The sequence below is a fragment of the Mycobacteroides franklinii genome, assembly GCF_001853795.1.
Taxonomy (GTDB): domain Bacteria; phylum Actinomycetota; class Actinomycetes; order Mycobacteriales; family Mycobacteriaceae; genus Mycobacterium; species Mycobacterium franklinii.
Window position 1 is genome coordinate 332,249 of sequence record NZ_MLIK01000004.1, and the last position, 14,025, is coordinate 346,273.

Sequence of the window (14,025 nt, forward strand, 5' to 3'; positions counted from 1 at the left end):
CGAAAGGTGTTGGCATACAAGCTGATTCACCACAGATGAGCCCACGCATGCCAGCGTCCCTGCAGAGCGGTCTGCTCAGCAGCGCAGGGCGACCACGGCGATCTTGCGCTGAGTCACCGGCACGGTCGTCGGATAGTTCTGGGCATCACGTCCGGCGCCCACATCCGTCACCGGAGACTGCTTTTCCACCGAGGTGACCGTGCACTTGCTCATGTCACCGGCGCCGCTCTTGGTGATGATCACCCGATAGCCGTTGGCTTTGAGCTCGTTGATGACATCGTTGGCGTTGCCACCTCCGGGGGCGGCCGCCGCGGTGGCTGCGGCACCCAGGGAGGCACCGATGGCCGCCACTGCTGCCACTGCCGCAATGAGCGACTGTCTCACGGCCTTCTCACCTCATATCTCGGGCATGAAGGTTGGGTTCCCACGCCGGCGTCGCCGGTCAGGAACATCAACGTCATTGCATCTTACGAGAGCAACCGCATATCGCGCGCGAAGAGAAGCCCAGGCACGCCGGATATCAGACGGTGAGGACGCCAAAGTGTGTGCTGCCGACGCCGTTTCCCGGCAGCACGGGTGAACCCGTCTAGCCGACAGTCCAGGTGTCGCGGCCGGTCAACAATGCCTGCAATGCGGCGGTGTCGCTCGGCTTGGCGGCCGCGGCGACCTTGAGCTGCTCACGCGCCAGATCGTCGTAGGTCGGTCGCTGCACGCTGCGGAAAACACCCATGACGGTGTGCTCAAGATCCTGCTCGGACAGCCGCGACAACGCGAAGGCGTAGGCCGGATCATCCGAATACGCATCGTGCACCACGATGTCCTCCGCCTTCACGTCTGCGGTCTTGGCCACTTCGAGGCCGAAACCCGAACGGATGACGCACAGTTCACCTTCGGCACCGAAGGTGATCGGCTCGCCGTGGTGCACGTTGATGACGCGCTGCTCGGCACCTTCCTTGCGCAGAAGGTCGAAGGACCCGTCGTTGAAGATCGGGCAGTCCTGCAGGATCTCGACCAGCGCGGCCCCGCGGTGTGCGGCCGCGGCACGCAGCACCTCGGACAGACCCTTCTTGTCCGAGTCCAGCGCCCGTCCGACGAACGTGGCCTCGGCGCCCAGCGCCAACGACACCGGGTTGAACGGGTAATCCAGCGAGCCCATCGGCGTCGACTTGGTGACCTTTCCGGTCTCCGACGTCGGTGAGTACTGCCCCTTGGTAAGGCCGTAAATCCGGTTGTTGAACAACAGGATTGTCAGGTTCACGTTGCGGCGCAGCGTGTGGATCAAGTGGTTACCACCGATGGACAGCGCGTCGCCGTCACCGGTCACCACCCACACGGACAGGTCCTCGCGAGCCAGCGCCAGACCGGTCGCAATGGCGGGAGCCCGTCCATGGATCGAGTGCATGCCGTAGGTGTCCAAGTAATACGGGAAACGGCTGGAGCAGCCGATACCGCTGATGAACACGATGTTCTCGCGCTTGAGGCCCAGCTCCGGCAGGAACCCACGGATGGTGTTGAGGATGACGTAGTCACCACAACCGGGGCACCAGCGCACCTCCTGATCGGAGGTGAAGTCCTTCGACTTCTGCTCCACGTCAGTGGTCGGCACCAGAGCATTGGCGCTGAGGCCAAGGTCAAGTCCGTTCAGGCTGCCGGTTCCGTTCAAAACGTCGGTCATGCTCGATCCCCTACGGCCACCGCGGATTCACGCGCGAGAACAGCCTTCTGACTTTCCTTTTCGGCGAGCGACCCGTCCAGGGCCGCATCGATGATTTCTTCGACCTCGTCGGCGAGGAAGGCCATACCCTGCACCTTTGTCACCGATTGCACATCCACCAGGTACTTGCCGCGCAGCAGCAGCGAGAGCTGCCCGAGGTTCATCTCCGGCGCCACAACCTTCGGGTACTTGCGCAGCACCTCCCCCAGGTTCTTCGGGAACGGATTGAGATGACGCAGGTGCGCGTGGGCCACCTTGAGGCCCTTGCGACGAGCACGGCGGCACGCCTCGCCAATGGGGCCATACGAGCTGCCCCAGCCGATCATGAGCAGCTGCGCGTCCCCAGTCGGATCGTCAACCTCCAAGTCCGGCACGGTAATTCCGTCGATCTTGAGCTGACGCAACCGCACCATGAGGTCGTGGTTGGCCGGGTCGTACGAGATGTTGCCGGAGCCGTTGGCCTTCTCCAGACCACCGATACGGTGCTCCAGACCCGGTGTGCCCGGAACAGCGAACTGACGGGCCAGCGTCTCCGGATCGCGGTTGTAGGGCGCGAAGTCCTGGTCGGGCGAAGCGAACGTGTGCTCGATCGCCGGATAGCTCGCGATGTCCGGGATGGCCCACGGCTCAGAGCCGTTGGCGATCGCGCCATCGGACAGGATCATCACCGGGGTCCGGTAGGTGAGCGCGATACGCACCGCCTCGACTGCGATATCGAAGCAGTCCGAGGGCGAACGCGGGGCCAGCACCGCGATGGGTGATTCGCCGTTGCGGCCGTACAAGGCCTGCAGCAGGTCCGCCTGCTCGGTCTTGGTGGGCAGACCGGTCGACGGTCCGCCGCGCTGCACGTCGATCACCAGCAGCGGCAGTTCCGTCATCACCGCAAGACCTACTGCCTCGCTCTTGAGCGCCACACCGGGGCCGGAGGTGCTGGTGACACCGAGCGCGCCGCCGAACGAAGCGCCCAGCGCCGCACCGATTCCGGCAATTTCGTCCTCGGCCTGGAAGGTCAGCACGCCGAAGTTCTTGAGCTTGCTCAGCTCATGCAGGATGTCGGATGCCGGGGTGATCGGGTAGGTGCCGAGCACCACCTGAGTCTTTGCAAGCTGACCCGCGGCGACAACGCCGTAGGCCAACGCCGTGTTACCCGAGACCTGGCGGTACTCGCCGGCAGGAAGAGACGCCTTGGCGACCTCGTAGGTGGTTCCGAAGGCCTCGGTGGTCTCGCCGTAGTTCCAGCCCGCCCGGAAGGCCAGGATGTTGGCCTCGGCCACATCGGGCTTCTTCGCGAACTTCTCCCGCAGGAACTGCTCGGTGCCCTCCAGCGGACGGTGGTACATCCACGACAGCAGCCCCAGCGCGAACATGTTCTTGGTGCGCGCGCCGTCCTTCTTCGAGACCCCGGCGGGCTCGACGGCGCCGAGCGCCAGCGTGGTCATCGGAACCTGATAGACCACGTAATCCGACATGTCGTCGTGCTCCAGCGGATCGGACTGGTAGCCGACCTTGGCAAGGTTGCGCTTGGTGAACTCATCGGAGTTGGCGATCACCATGCCGCCGCGCGGCAGGTCCCCGATGTTGGCCTTGAGCGCCGCCGGGTTCATCGCTACCAGCACGTCGGGCCGGTCGCCCGCGGTGAGGATGTCGTAGTCGGCAATCTGAATCTGGAACGAAGAAACGCCGGGAAGCGTGCCCTGAGGGGCCCGGATCTCGGCGGGATAGTTCGGCTGGGTTGCGAGGTCGTTGCCGAAGATCGCGGCTTCGGAGGTGAATCGGTCTCCGGTGAGCTGCATACCGTCGCCAGAGTCTCCAGCAAACCGGATGACGACTTTTTCCAGCTTCTCCGATACGGCTCCGTCGCCCACCGGTGACCTACCTTTCACGACGAACTCTGGCGGTGACGGTACGTACGCCACCATTCAGCAGAGTTTTCTGTCACTCTCGGTACCGATTATTGCACTTTCACACCGCTGACCTTGCCGAGGGCATACCCGCAGGTGCAGAACTTGACACCTGTCGAGCCATTCTCGCTGCCTGGCCAGTGTCGTTGCCGCGCTACCCGCGAGTAGACGTGAGGCAAATCACAAGGATCAGCCAAGCATCTGCTTGGTTACTCCCGAACACCGTCTGGACGAGAAATGCCATCTCGGGGTTGTGGCGCCCAGGGTGAACGACGGGTCCAGAATGAGAACCATGACCGGGCACCGGATACCGACGGTTCGGCGAGACATGCAGACTGAACCGGGCGCGAATGCCGAACCCGATATCGCCGTCACCGGGGCGAAAGACGTCGCAGCGGGGATGACCGCGGTCGCGGTTTCCCTGCAACGCGGTCTCGAACAAATGGGCCCGCTGCGCACCGCCGCGACACTGACCAAGCTGAATCAACGTCACGGCTTTGATTGCCCCGGCTGCGCATGGCCCGAAACTCCTGGCCACCGCAAACTCGCCGAGTTCTGCGAGAACGGCGCCAAAGCCGTCGCCGAAGAGGCCACAACGCGCACCGTCACCCCTGCGTTTTTCGCCCAACATTCGGTCGAAGAGCTAGCGGAACTCCCCGAGTACTGGCTCAGCCAGCAAGGTCGCCTAACCCACCCGATGGTGCTGCGCGCCGGCGATTCGCACTACCGCCCCATCGATTGGGACGACGCATATGCGCTGATCGCCGACGAGGTGAGGGCGGCCGCGGACCCGGACCGACTGGTGTTCTACACGTCCGGGCGCACCAGTAACGAGGCCGCGTTCTGCTACCAACTGTTGGTGCGCAGCCTGGGCACCAACAATCTGCCCGACTGCTCCAACATGTGTCACGAATCGTCGGGCACCGCACTGACGGACTCAATCGGAATCGGCAAGGGCTCGGTGTCGGTGCCCGACATCGAGCACGCCGACGTCATCCTCATCGCCGGCCAGAATCCCGGCACCAACCATCCTCGGATGCTGTCGGTGCTGGAGAAGGCGAAAGCCAACGGCGCCAAGATCATTGCGGTCAACCCGCTCCCCGAGGCGGGACTGCTCCGGTTCAAGGATCCGCAGAAGGTCCATGGTGTCGTCGGACATGGCGTGGCGATCGCCGACGAGTTCGTGCAGATCCGCCTCGGCGGGGATATGGCGCTGTTCGCCGGACTGGGCAGGCTGCTGCTGGAGGCCGAAGATGCCAACCCGGGGAGCGTCGTCGACCGCCAATTCATTGACGAGCACTGCGCGGGTTATCAGGAATGGGCCGCGCGCACGCGCACGGTTGACTGGGAAACAGTCAGGCGGGCAACGGGCGTCGAGATGTCCCAGCTCAAGACCGTTGCCGGGCTCTTGGCCGAATCGAAGCGCACCATCTTCTGTTGGGCGATGGGCCTCACCCAGCATCGGCACGCGGTCGCCACCATCGGCGAGGCGACAAACCTGCTGCTGATGCGCGGCATGATCGGCAAGCCAGGTGCCGGAGTGTGCCCCGTTCGCGGCCACTCGAACGTCCAGGGCGACCGCACCATGGGCATTTGGGAGAAGATGCCCGAAACATTCTTGGCCGCATTGGATTCCGAGTTCGGTATCGCCAGCCCCCGCACGCACGGTTTCGATACCGTCGACGCCATCCGCGCCATGCGGGACGGCAAGGTTTCTGTTTTCATCGGGATGGGCGGCAACTTCGCTTCCGCCACACCCGACACCGCCGTCACCGAGGCCGCACTGCGCAACTGCGCCCTCACCGTGCAGATCTCCACCAAACTCAATCGCAGTCACGTGGTAAACGGGCGTACCTCGCTCATTCTGCCGACCCTCGGCCGCACCGACAAAGATATCCAGAAATCGGGCAAACAGCTTGTTTCCGTGGAGGATTCAATGTCCATGGTGCACCTGTCACGCGGAGGTCTACACCCCCCGAGCACCCAGCTGCGCAGCGAGGTCGCCATCGTCTGCCAACTGGCGAGCACCATCCTGGGGCCCACGCATCCCGTGCCGTGGGAGCGGTTCGCCGACGACTACGACACCGTCCGCGACGCGATCTCACGGGTAGTGCCCGGATGCGCCGACTACAACACCAAGGTGCGCCAACCGGATGGGTTCGCGCTGCCGCACCCGCCGCGCGACGATCGCCAATTCCCAACCCACACCGGCAAGGCCAATTTCTCGGCCGCACCGCTGGAGTGGGTGGCGGTCCCCGAAGGCCGGTTGGTGCTGCAGACCCTGCGCAGCCACGATCAGTACAACACCACCATCTATGGCCTGGACGACCGCTACCGCGGCGTCAAGGGCGGTCGGCGCGTGATCTTTGTCAACCCGGAAGACCTTGCGGCATTTGGGTTGTCCGAGGGTGCGCGGGTCGATCTGGTGTCCGAGTACCCGGGTGCCGACGGAGTGATCGAGGAACGTCGAGCCGAGGATTTTCTGGTGGTGCCGTACTCCACTCCGCGCGGCAACGCCGCCGCGTACTATCCAGAAACCAATCCGCTTGTGCCCCTTGATCATGTCGCGGATAGATCCAATACTCCGGTGTCGAAGGCTGTCGTGATCCGATTGGTGCGGCGTGGGTAGGGTCACCGACAGGCGCAAGATCCGTCGCATCGAGGGTGACGGACGCAATGACCGCAGCGAGACGCTCGTCGTCGAAGAACCGCTGGAAATTCGGGTGAACGGGCGCGCGGTGGCGGTCACCATGCGTACCCCGGGATCGGATGTCGAACTCACCCAGGGCTTTCTGCTCACCGAGGGAGTGATCTCCAGCCGCGACGATCTGTTGACCGTGCGCTACTGCCAAGGCGACGGGCCCGACGGCCTGAACACCTACAACGTTCTGGACGTAACCCTGGCCCCGGGAGTTGCCGCCCCCGACCCCACGGTGACCAGAAACTTCTACACCACCTCCTCGTGCGGTGTCTGCGGTAAGGCCTCACTGGACGCGGTGCGCACCATCAGCCGCTTCTCCCCCGGCGATGACCCGTCCACCATCACATCGAGCACACTGGTCGGCCTGCCCGACAAACTTCGTTCGGCGCAAAAGGTTTTCGCGACCACCGGTGGGCTACATGGCGCCGCGCTGTTCACCGTCGACGGGAGCATGTTGACGGTGCGTGAGGACATCGGCCGGCACAACGCGGTGGACAAGGTCATCGGGTGGGCACTCGAAAACGACAGGGTGCCTCTCACCGGGACCGCGCTGCTGGTCAGTGGGCGCGCCTCTTTCGAACTCGCTCAGAAAGCCACCATGGCGGGCATTCCGATCCTGGCCGCGGTGTCGGCACCGTCTTCTCTGGCAGTGGATCTCGCGGCGCAGTCGGGGATGACGCTGGTGGCGTTCCTGCGCGAAGACAGCATGAACGTGTACACCCGCGCCGACAGGGTCGGCTAGCACTCCGGCACCTCGACGGCGATCTCCCTGCCCAACGAATAACCAGGCGCCAGCGGCAGATTGTCGCCGCTCCAGAACGATCCCGGATCGAAGTAGTTCGACCGCTTCTCGGTGATGAGCAGTCCCATCTCCTCCATCGTGATCGCCACCGTCTCGGCACAAAACGCGGTCTCCAGCCCGGCCTGCCGCTTTTCCATGATGTCCCGCTCGGCCACCTCGCGAACCTTCTTGTGTACGAAAGGAAGTCCGCGAGTGAGGTCACTGATCGTAGGCAGCCGGCCCCGCATCCAACGGCCGGTCAACCGCGCGGTCGCCGGAAACGGTGTCCCGTCCATGCGCGCCACCACGCGCAGCGCAGCGTCCTCCTGCTCGCGAGTCACCCGCGGACCGAGCTGCCGCAGCCAACACCGCTGCCCGTATACGTGCGACCAACGCTCGATCGCCTCACGGGCATCGTGCAGCTGCACTCCCCGGTGGTTATCGCCTGTCCACACGTCGGTCAGCTTGTTGCCGAGTTCGGCGTGCCACATCAGCGGCGGCAAATCGTCGATCGCCAACGTCATGCCGACATGGTTGACCGGACTGTTCGACAATGCCTGAATCAGACGATCGGGACCCGATCGTCCGCGGAACACCCAAATGTCGCCGGTCCGTGTCGCATCGAGGGCCTCCTCGATCGACACGGACCCATTGTCTTCGCGCAAGCGGCTCATCCTGTCGCATTCCCGTCCACTCCCGCACCGTAGCCTGGACCGATGGCCAACATGTGGAAGTGGGTCGGGCTCGCGGGGGCCGTCGGGGTGGCAGCGGGGGGCGTGCTGGTCGCTCGTGATCAACGCAGACGCGAGGCGTACACGGTGGAAGAGATCCGTGATCGGCTACATCAACGACTCGGCGAATCGGAGCGTCGCGGCTAGCGCGGCACCGACTTCCAGTTCTGCAGGCCAACAAAGGCCATCGTCAACGCGTTGGTGGCGCCATCGACAACCTCAGCAGTGTCGGCATCGGGCTGCACCAGTTCGGCCACCGCATTGGCGGCGATCGACAGAATCAGGTTGGCGGCCGTCGTGAGATCGGCGGAATCCCATAGCCGCATCTGATCGCGTCGAGCCAGATCGATCGCCAGCTCTCCTGCGAGCAGGCGCATCTCGATACTCACCGCCCGCCGCACCTCGGTGGGCGCCGTGTACCGCTCGGTGACGACGAACCGCAGCTGATCCGGGTTTACCCGCACTTGCTCGGCGAGGATGCGCATGGACTCCGTCAATGTGGCCGGTTCCGCTCGACGTATTTCCCGAGCGATCCCTCGGGCGATGCGCATGCCCTCCTCGGCCAGCGCTACCCCCAGATCATCCAGAGATGAGAAGTGCCGGTAAAACGCCGTCGGCGAGATTCCCGCGCCACGGGCGACATCACGCAGGCTCAGCCCGGCGAACGACTGTGTGCGCGAGAGCTCGAGCGCGGCTTCCATCAAAGCGGTGCGGGTGCGCAGTTTCTGCTCACCGCGAACCGAGTCACGCCGGGAGGAGGCACCCGCATGCGATCCCCGTTCCCGATGACTGGTCATGTCGATCACTGTATCGCTGTGATGACCGACACGGTGATTACGGCTTGACTGAGTGGGGGCATGTTGGTTCACAATTTTCAGTGTACATTCGTTAACCTAACGGAGGGAGTTCGAATGACATTTCTAACTAAAGCCACCCGACGCATCCTCACGCCCGAGTCGTCACTGGGCCGGCTGCTGACAGCCGCCCTCACCCCGCACGCCGTCGACCGTTATCTCGAACTCGTCGACCCGATGATCACCTGGGAAGAGGCTCGCGCCCGCGTCATTCGCGTGCAGCGCCGCACCACCCGTTCGGTGACCCTGACCTTGCGCACAACCCACCAATTCAAGGGCTTTCGCGCAGGTCAGTTCGTACAACTCGGCGTCGTGATCGACGGCGTACGGCACGTCCGCTGCTTCTCACCATCGTGCGCCGACGACGCCCGGGACATCATCGAGCTGACCATTGCCCGCCGGCCTGAAGGACTGGTCTCGAACTATCTGTACAAGCACGCCGCCGTCGGTGACGTGTACAGCATCACCCCGGCCGCGGGTACGTTCGTACTCCCCGCGCCGCGCCCCATCCGGACGGTACTAATTGCCGCCGGAAGCGGGATTACACCCGTTCTCTCAATGGCGAGAACACTCATCGGCAATGGGTACCCTGGCCAGCTCGCCGTGCTCTATTACGCCCCGACAGTCGCAGATAGCGCCTACGCGAATGAACTCGCCGCTCTCGGCGAGGTGCCGTCGGTGACGGTGCACACGGAGTACACGCGGGACGGCGGCCAGCATTTCAGCGCCGAACAGCTGCAGGCCGTGGCGCCCTGGCATGCGGACGCTCAGACGTTCCTGTGCGGACCACCGTCATTGCACGAGGCGGTGACCGCCCTGTACGCCGAACGTGGACTCTCCGACCGTCTGCACACCGAGGAGTTCACCCTCGCCACATCCGGCACCACCGGCGAGGCCGGGGGCGTGCTGCGCTTCGCGACATCGGACATCACCGCCGAGAACGATGGACGGCCCATCCTCGAACAGGCGGAGGCCGCCGGACTGCAGCCTGAATTCGGCTGCCGGATGGGAATCTGCTTCGCCTGCACCGCGGTCAAGACATCCGGATGCACCCGGAACCTGCGCACCGGAGACGAAAACGACGATCCCGATCAGCACATCCAACTCTGCATCACCGCGCCTGTCGGTGACGTCTCGATCAACCTCTAAGTCCAGGAGATAGACGATGACCAGCAACGAAATCACCATCAGCGCAGCGGATATCGAGGCCCTGGGCGAGGACCTCGATGCATTGCGCGAGCGGATCGTCGCCGATCTGGGCGAGCGCGACCGCGAGTACATCTACTCGATCATCAAGACGCAACGCGGTTGCGAGCTCGCCGGGCGCGCCATGATGTACCTGGGCTTCATCCCGCCGGTATGGCTCGCCGCGGTGGGCGCACTGTCCATCTCCAAGATTCTCGACAACATGGAGATCGGCCACAACGTGATGCACGGCCAATACGACTGGATGCGCGAAAAAGGCCTCAACTCACGCGACTTCGAATGGGACACCGTGTGCCCCGCCGATCAGTGGCGGCACTCGCACAACTACATGCACCACACCTATACCAACATCGTCGACATGGATCGCGATGTCGGCTACGGCATCCTGCGGATGGCGCCGGAGCAGAAGTGGAACCCGTACTACCTGGGCAACCTGGCCTGGGCGACCGCCCTCATGGTGTTCTTCGAATGGGGCGTCATGGTGCACGAGCTCCAGGCCGAGAACATCGTGCGGGGCAAGCGCAAGTGGTACGACCTCAAGCCGCTGATCAAGGGCATGTGGCGCAAGGCCAGTAAGCAGGTTCTCAAGGACTACGTGATCTTCCCGGCGCTCACCGGCCCGCTGTTTCCGATCACCTTCCTGGGCAACATGTCTGCCAACTTCGTGCGCAACCTGTGGACGTTCTCGATCATCTTCTGCGGACACTTCCCTTCCGGAACCCAGACGTTTTCCAAAGAGGAAACCGCCAACGAGACCCGGGGCGAGTGGTACGTCCGGCAGCTACTTGGCTCAGCGAACATCGAGGGCAGCAGGCTCTTTCACATCATGAGCGGCAACCTGTCCCACCAGATCGAACATCACCTGTTCCCCGATCTGCCCGCCAACCGCTACCCCGAGATGGCCACCGAGGTACGAGAGCTGTGCCAGAAGTACGGCCTGCCCTACAACACGGGAGGCTTCTTCGCCCAGCTCTCGTCCACCTGGAAGAAGATCGCGCGCCTCTCGCTGCCCAACGGCTGGTTCCGTGACGACGAGGAGCTCGTCGTGCACATCGAGCGAGACGCACGCAAGCAAGCTGCCACCGAGCCCGAGGTTGTCGTCATTGACGAGCGTGGGAACGTGATGTCACCGGCCAGCAGCCGCGGCGAGCTGGTAGACGCGTAAGTTAGGGGATGTGGTGAGCAAGTTCGAACGCAACAAGGACCTGGCCCAAGAGGTCGTGTCGTCCGCTGCCGACCACGTGGGTGAGATCGCCAAGATCATCACCAACGCGGTGGTCGACGTCACGAGGCAGATCGGCGAGATCGCCACGGATGCCTTCGAGATGCGTGAGGCAGCCAAGCGCGCCGAGCAGGACCACTCTCGGGACGTCACGGACGTCGACGAGGACCCTGCTGCGCACTGATCGTCAGCCGACGGGCGCGACGTTCTGCTCGACAGCGAGCGTCGCGCTCAGTCGGAGGCATCCCGCCAGTCGGCGGCTGTGATGGTGAAGTACACGTAGTCCTCGAGCGCGCCATTGCTGCCTACCCGCTTCTGGCGGTGATGCTCGTGAGCACCGATCTTGGCGAGCGCTTTTTGTGACCTGAGATTAGTTGCCCCCACGTGGAACCACACCAGGTCGGCGTTGATGAACGCGTAGTCCAACATGAGCGTCTTGAGCTCGGCGTTGACGGTGCCGCCCCAGTATTCGCGCGCGATGAAGGTGTACCCGATCGCGACTTCACGCTTGTTCGGATCCCACTCATAGAATCGCGACGACCCGATCATCTCCCCCGTTGAGTGATCGATGATGACAAGCGATTTCGCGGCCAGCGCTTCGGTGAACCACTTCTCGAAGACCGGCCGCTGGTAACGGTCCGGGCTGGGGTGTTGCGCCCAGACGAGCGGATCGCTGGCGGCACGATACAGCGGCTCAAGGTCGTCTTCTTCCAACGGACGCAGGGTGAGCGTCGGCCCCTCTAGCGTCGGTTGGCTCATGAACTCGGTGGACATCACTATCAGCTTACGAGCAGTTACGAAATATGTTGCGCCAGGGTTGATTTACCGGGCCCATCCAAGTCCGCCAGCGCACATGGGCGGGCCGCCATCGCCATCAGCAGCGCCTCCGCCGGCCCGCTCACCTCGGGCCCACTCCCCCGCGACCAGTCCAGATCGGTGGCCACCAACCGCACCCCACGGGCCCGTATCGCTCCGCGTACCGGCGGTGCCCAGCGTGCGAAATCCATGGCGACCATCAGCCGGTCGCCGGGAATCTCGCGTGCGATGCCCAACGGGCGCCGAATGTCTTGTTGATGGATGATCCCGTCCAGCAAGGCAATCCGGCCACCGAAACCTGATGTCAATACACCCGGCGTTTGCGCAGCCCGAACCATCTCCAACAGCTGCTGCGGGGTGCGATCGGCCAATTCGGCGACGCGATTGGCGTTGGCCTTATTCGGGTTGAAACCTGCCTTGGCCAACCGGGAGTAGAACTCCGTACCGCTGAGGTCTTCATACCCGATCATGTGCGTGACAACATCACGCACCCGCCACTTGCTACACAGCGATGGCGCGTCCCACTGTTCGGTAGTCAACCCCGCCAGAAAATTTGCGAGGTCGATACGCTCGGCCCGCGCCAGTCCCATGGCGCTCTGCACAGCGACCTAAGCGGACTTATCGCGCCGCTCGGTACGCGAGGGCTTGCGCGGCACGATGGTCGGCAGCACGTTGTCGATGACGGTCTCGCCCGTCACGACGACCTTGGCGACATCGTCGCGGCTCGGGATGTCGTACATCACCGGCTGCAGCACTTCCTCCATGATGGCGCGCAGACCGCGGGCACCGGTGCCACGGTGGATGGCCTGATCGGCGATGGCCTCCAGCGCATCCTGGCTGAATTCCAGCTCGACACCGTCCATGTCGAAGAGGCGGGTGTACTGCTTCACCAACGCGTTCTTCGGCTCGGACAGGATCGTGATGAGCGATTCGCGGTCCAGGTTTGTCACCGAGGCCACGATCGGCAGACGACCGATGAACTCGGGGATGAGCCCGAACTTGATCAAGTCCTCGGGCATGACCTCGGCGAAGTGGTCCGTGGTGTCGATATCGGCCTTCGACTTGACCTCGGCACCAAAGCCCAGGCCGCGCTTGCCGACGCGGTCCGACACGATCTTCTCCAGGCCCGCGAACGCACCGGCCACGATGAACAGCACGTTGGTGGTGTCGATCTGGATGAATTCCTGATGCGGGTGCTTGCGGCCACCCTGCGGGGGCACCGACGCCTGCGTGCCCTCCAGGATTTTCAGCAGTGCCTGCTGCACACCCTCGCCGGAGACATCCCGGGTGATCGACGGATTCTCGCTCTTGCGGGCGATCTTGTCGACCTCGTCGATGTAGATGATGCCGGTCTCGGCGCGCTTCACGTCGTAGTCGGCCGCCTGAATCAGCTTGAGGAGAATGTTCTCCACATCCTCGCCCACGTACCCGGCCTCGGTCAGCGCGGTGGCGTCGGCGATGGCGAACGGGACATTGAGCATCTTGGCCAGTGTCTGCGCCAGGTAGGTCTTGCCGCAGCCGGTGGGGCCCAGCATCAAGATATTGGACTTGGCCAATTCAACGGTCTCACCGCGGGCGTCACGGGCCTTATCGCCGGCCTGGATGCGCTTGTAGTGGTTGTACACGGCGACGGCAAGCGTCTTCTTGGCGTTGTCCTGGCCGATGACGTAGTTCTCCAGGAACTCCCGGATCTCCACCGGCTTGGGCAGCTCATCGAGCTTGACGTCGTCGGCGTCGGCCAGCTCCTCTTCGATGATCTCGTTGCAGAGGTCGATGCATTCATCGCAGATGTACACGCCGGGGCCGGCGATGAGCTTCTTGACCTGCTTCTGGCTCTTTCCGCAGAACGAGCATTTCAGCAGGTCGCCGCCGTCTCCGATACGTGCCATGGTGGCCAGTCCTACTTCCTGTCACACGGTGGTGGATCGTGGTGTCAACACGTCCTCTGACCTGTTGGTCCCGACGCTACCCGCTATCTCGGCCGCACCGCGACCGATAAAGCGAATCGCACCGACGGCATTTACGCGCTGCCGTGCTGGAGAACATATCGCCTCGCACCGACTGGAACCCCGGATGACGCGCACCGGAGACCGGTGTGT

General features: G+C 63.7%; 14 protein-coding genes. 6 read left to right on the forward strand and 8 right to left on the reverse strand.

Going from position 1 to position 14,025, the window contains the following annotated elements:
* Nucleotides 1-75: 75 nt before the first annotated feature.
* The 3 genes from BKG76_RS02140 to BKG76_RS02150 all read right to left on the reverse strand — a co-directional run bounded on the left by BKG76_RS02140 (nucleotide 76) and on the right by BKG76_RS02150 (nucleotide 3,633).
* Nucleotides 76-384, reverse strand: coding sequence for a hypothetical protein (locus BKG76_RS02140; RefSeq protein ID WP_070935557.1), 309 nt, complete (start codon nucleotides 382-384; stop codon nucleotides 76-78).
* A 202-nt stretch (nucleotides 385-586) separates the two neighbouring features.
* A complete protein-coding gene (locus BKG76_RS02145) occupies nucleotides 587-1,675 on the reverse strand; it encodes a 2-oxoacid:ferredoxin oxidoreductase subunit beta (protein ID WP_070935559.1) in 1,089 nt (362 codons plus the stop codon).
* The gene (locus tag BKG76_RS02150; RefSeq protein WP_070935561.1) at nucleotides 1,672-3,633 is read right to left on the reverse strand and encodes a 2-oxoacid:acceptor oxidoreductase subunit alpha; all 1,962 of its coding nucleotides are present in this window, start codon (nucleotides 3,631-3,633) and stop codon (nucleotides 1,672-1,674) included. Before BKG76_RS02150 ends, BKG76_RS02145 begins: the two co-directional genes overlap by 4 nt.
* Nucleotides 3,634-3,943: 310 nt before the next feature.
* On the opposite strand from BKG76_RS02150, the gene BKG76_RS02155 reads away from it, so the two are divergent.
* Complete coding sequence (locus BKG76_RS02155; protein ID WP_407937640.1) at nucleotides 3,944-6,244, forward strand: FdhF/YdeP family oxidoreductase; 2,301 nt, start codon at nucleotides 3,944-3,946, stop codon at nucleotides 6,242-6,244.
* The gene (gene fdhD / locus BKG76_RS02160; protein WP_070935565.1) at nucleotides 6,237-7,058 is read left to right on the forward strand and encodes a formate dehydrogenase accessory sulfurtransferase FdhD; all 822 of its coding nucleotides are present in this window, start codon (nucleotides 6,237-6,239) and stop codon (nucleotides 7,056-7,058) included. The genes BKG76_RS02155 and fdhD overlap by 8 nt, the downstream gene beginning before the upstream one ends.
* On the opposite strand, the gene BKG76_RS02165 is transcribed toward fdhD, so the two are convergent.
* On the reverse strand, nucleotides 7,055-7,741 hold the full coding sequence (locus tag BKG76_RS02165; RefSeq protein ID WP_083337934.1) for a guanylate cyclase: 687 nt from the start codon (nucleotides 7,739-7,741) through the stop codon (nucleotides 7,055-7,057). The genes fdhD and BKG76_RS02165 overlap by 4 nt on opposite strands.
* Nucleotides 7,742-7,813: 72 nt before the next feature.
* On the opposite strand from BKG76_RS02165, the gene BKG76_RS24720 reads away from it, so the two are divergent.
* The gene (locus BKG76_RS24720) at nucleotides 7,814-7,975 is read left to right on the forward strand and encodes a hypothetical protein (protein ID WP_109420525.1); all 162 of its coding nucleotides are present in this window, start codon (nucleotides 7,814-7,816) and stop codon (nucleotides 7,973-7,975) included.
* Here the strand turns inward: BKG76_RS24720 and BKG76_RS02170 are convergent.
* Nucleotides 7,972-8,634: a TetR family transcriptional regulator gene (locus BKG76_RS02170; protein ID WP_070935569.1), complete on the reverse strand. Its 663-nt coding sequence runs from the start codon at nucleotides 8,632-8,634 to the stop codon at nucleotides 7,972-7,974. The genes BKG76_RS24720 and BKG76_RS02170 overlap by 4 nt on opposite strands.
* A 105-nt stretch (nucleotides 8,635-8,739) precedes the next feature.
* On the opposite strand from BKG76_RS02170, the gene BKG76_RS02175 reads away from it, so the two are divergent.
* The 3 genes from BKG76_RS02175 to BKG76_RS02185 are packed head-to-tail and all read left to right on the forward strand — an operon-like array spanning nucleotide 8,740 to nucleotide 11,294.
* Entirely contained in the window at nucleotides 8,740-9,831 is a 1,092-nt protein-coding gene (locus BKG76_RS02175) for a ferredoxin reductase (protein ID WP_070935571.1), read from the forward strand.
* 16 nt (nucleotides 9,832-9,847) lie between these two features.
* A complete protein-coding gene (locus BKG76_RS02180) occupies nucleotides 9,848-11,053 on the forward strand; it encodes a fatty acid desaturase family protein (protein WP_070935574.1) in 1,206 nt (401 codons plus the stop codon).
* Nucleotides 11,054-11,063: 10 nt separating this feature from the next.
* Entirely contained in the window at nucleotides 11,064-11,294 is a 231-nt protein-coding gene (locus tag BKG76_RS02185) for a hypothetical protein (RefSeq protein ID WP_070935576.1), read from the forward strand.
* A gap of 47 nt (nucleotides 11,295-11,341) precedes the next feature.
* Here the strand turns inward: BKG76_RS02185 and BKG76_RS02190 are convergent, their stop codons facing one another.
* Genes BKG76_RS02190 through clpX form a run of 3 tightly spaced genes read right to left on the reverse strand, consistent with a single transcriptional unit; the run spans nucleotide 11,342 to nucleotide 13,815 of the window.
* Nucleotides 11,342-11,884 carry a GNAT family N-acetyltransferase gene (locus tag BKG76_RS02190; protein ID WP_070935578.1) on the reverse strand — a complete coding sequence of 181 codons (543 nt, stop codon included), beginning with the start codon at nucleotides 11,882-11,884 and terminating at the stop codon, nucleotides 11,342-11,344.
* 20 nt (nucleotides 11,885-11,904) lie between these two features.
* Nucleotides 11,905-12,528, reverse strand: a complete 624-nt coding sequence (locus tag BKG76_RS02195; RefSeq protein WP_109420527.1) for a maleylpyruvate isomerase family mycothiol-dependent enzyme — start codon at nucleotides 12,526-12,528, stop codon at nucleotides 11,905-11,907.
* 6 nt (nucleotides 12,529-12,534) lie between these two features.
* Nucleotides 12,535-13,815, reverse strand: coding sequence for an ATP-dependent Clp protease ATP-binding subunit ClpX (clpX, locus tag BKG76_RS02200; protein ID WP_070935582.1), 1,281 nt, complete (start codon nucleotides 13,813-13,815; stop codon nucleotides 12,535-12,537).
* Nucleotides 13,816-14,025: the final 210 nt, after the last annotated feature.

Excerpts from the sequence above, each read along its gene's own strand:
- BKG76_RS02145 (WP_070935559.1), bottom strand. The coding sequence starts at position 1,675 with ATGACCGACGTTTTGAACGGAACCGGCAGCCTGAACGGACTTGACCTT.
- BKG76_RS02150 (WP_070935561.1), bottom strand. The coding sequence starts at position 3,633 with ATGGTGGCGTACGTACCGTCACCGCCAGAGTTCGTCGTGAAAGGTAGG.
- BKG76_RS02155 (WP_407937640.1), top strand. The coding sequence starts at position 3,944 with ATGCAGACTGAACCGGGCGCGAATGCCGAACCCGATATCGCCGTCACC.
- BKG76_RS24720 (WP_109420525.1), top strand. The coding sequence starts at position 7,814 with ATGGCCAACATGTGGAAGTGGGTCGGGCTCGCGGGGGCCGTCGGGGTG.
- BKG76_RS02175 (WP_070935571.1), top strand. The coding sequence starts at position 8,740 with ATGACATTTCTAACTAAAGCCACCCGACGCATCCTCACGCCCGAGTCG.
- BKG76_RS02180 (WP_070935574.1), top strand. The coding sequence starts at position 9,848 with ATGACCAGCAACGAAATCACCATCAGCGCAGCGGATATCGAGGCCCTG.
- BKG76_RS02190 (WP_070935578.1), bottom strand. The coding sequence starts at position 11,884 with ATGTCCACCGAGTTCATGAGCCAACCGACGCTAGAGGGGCCGACGCTC.
- clpX (WP_070935582.1), bottom strand. The coding sequence starts at position 13,815 with ATGGCACGTATCGGAGACGGCGGCGACCTGCTGAAATGCTCGTTCTGC.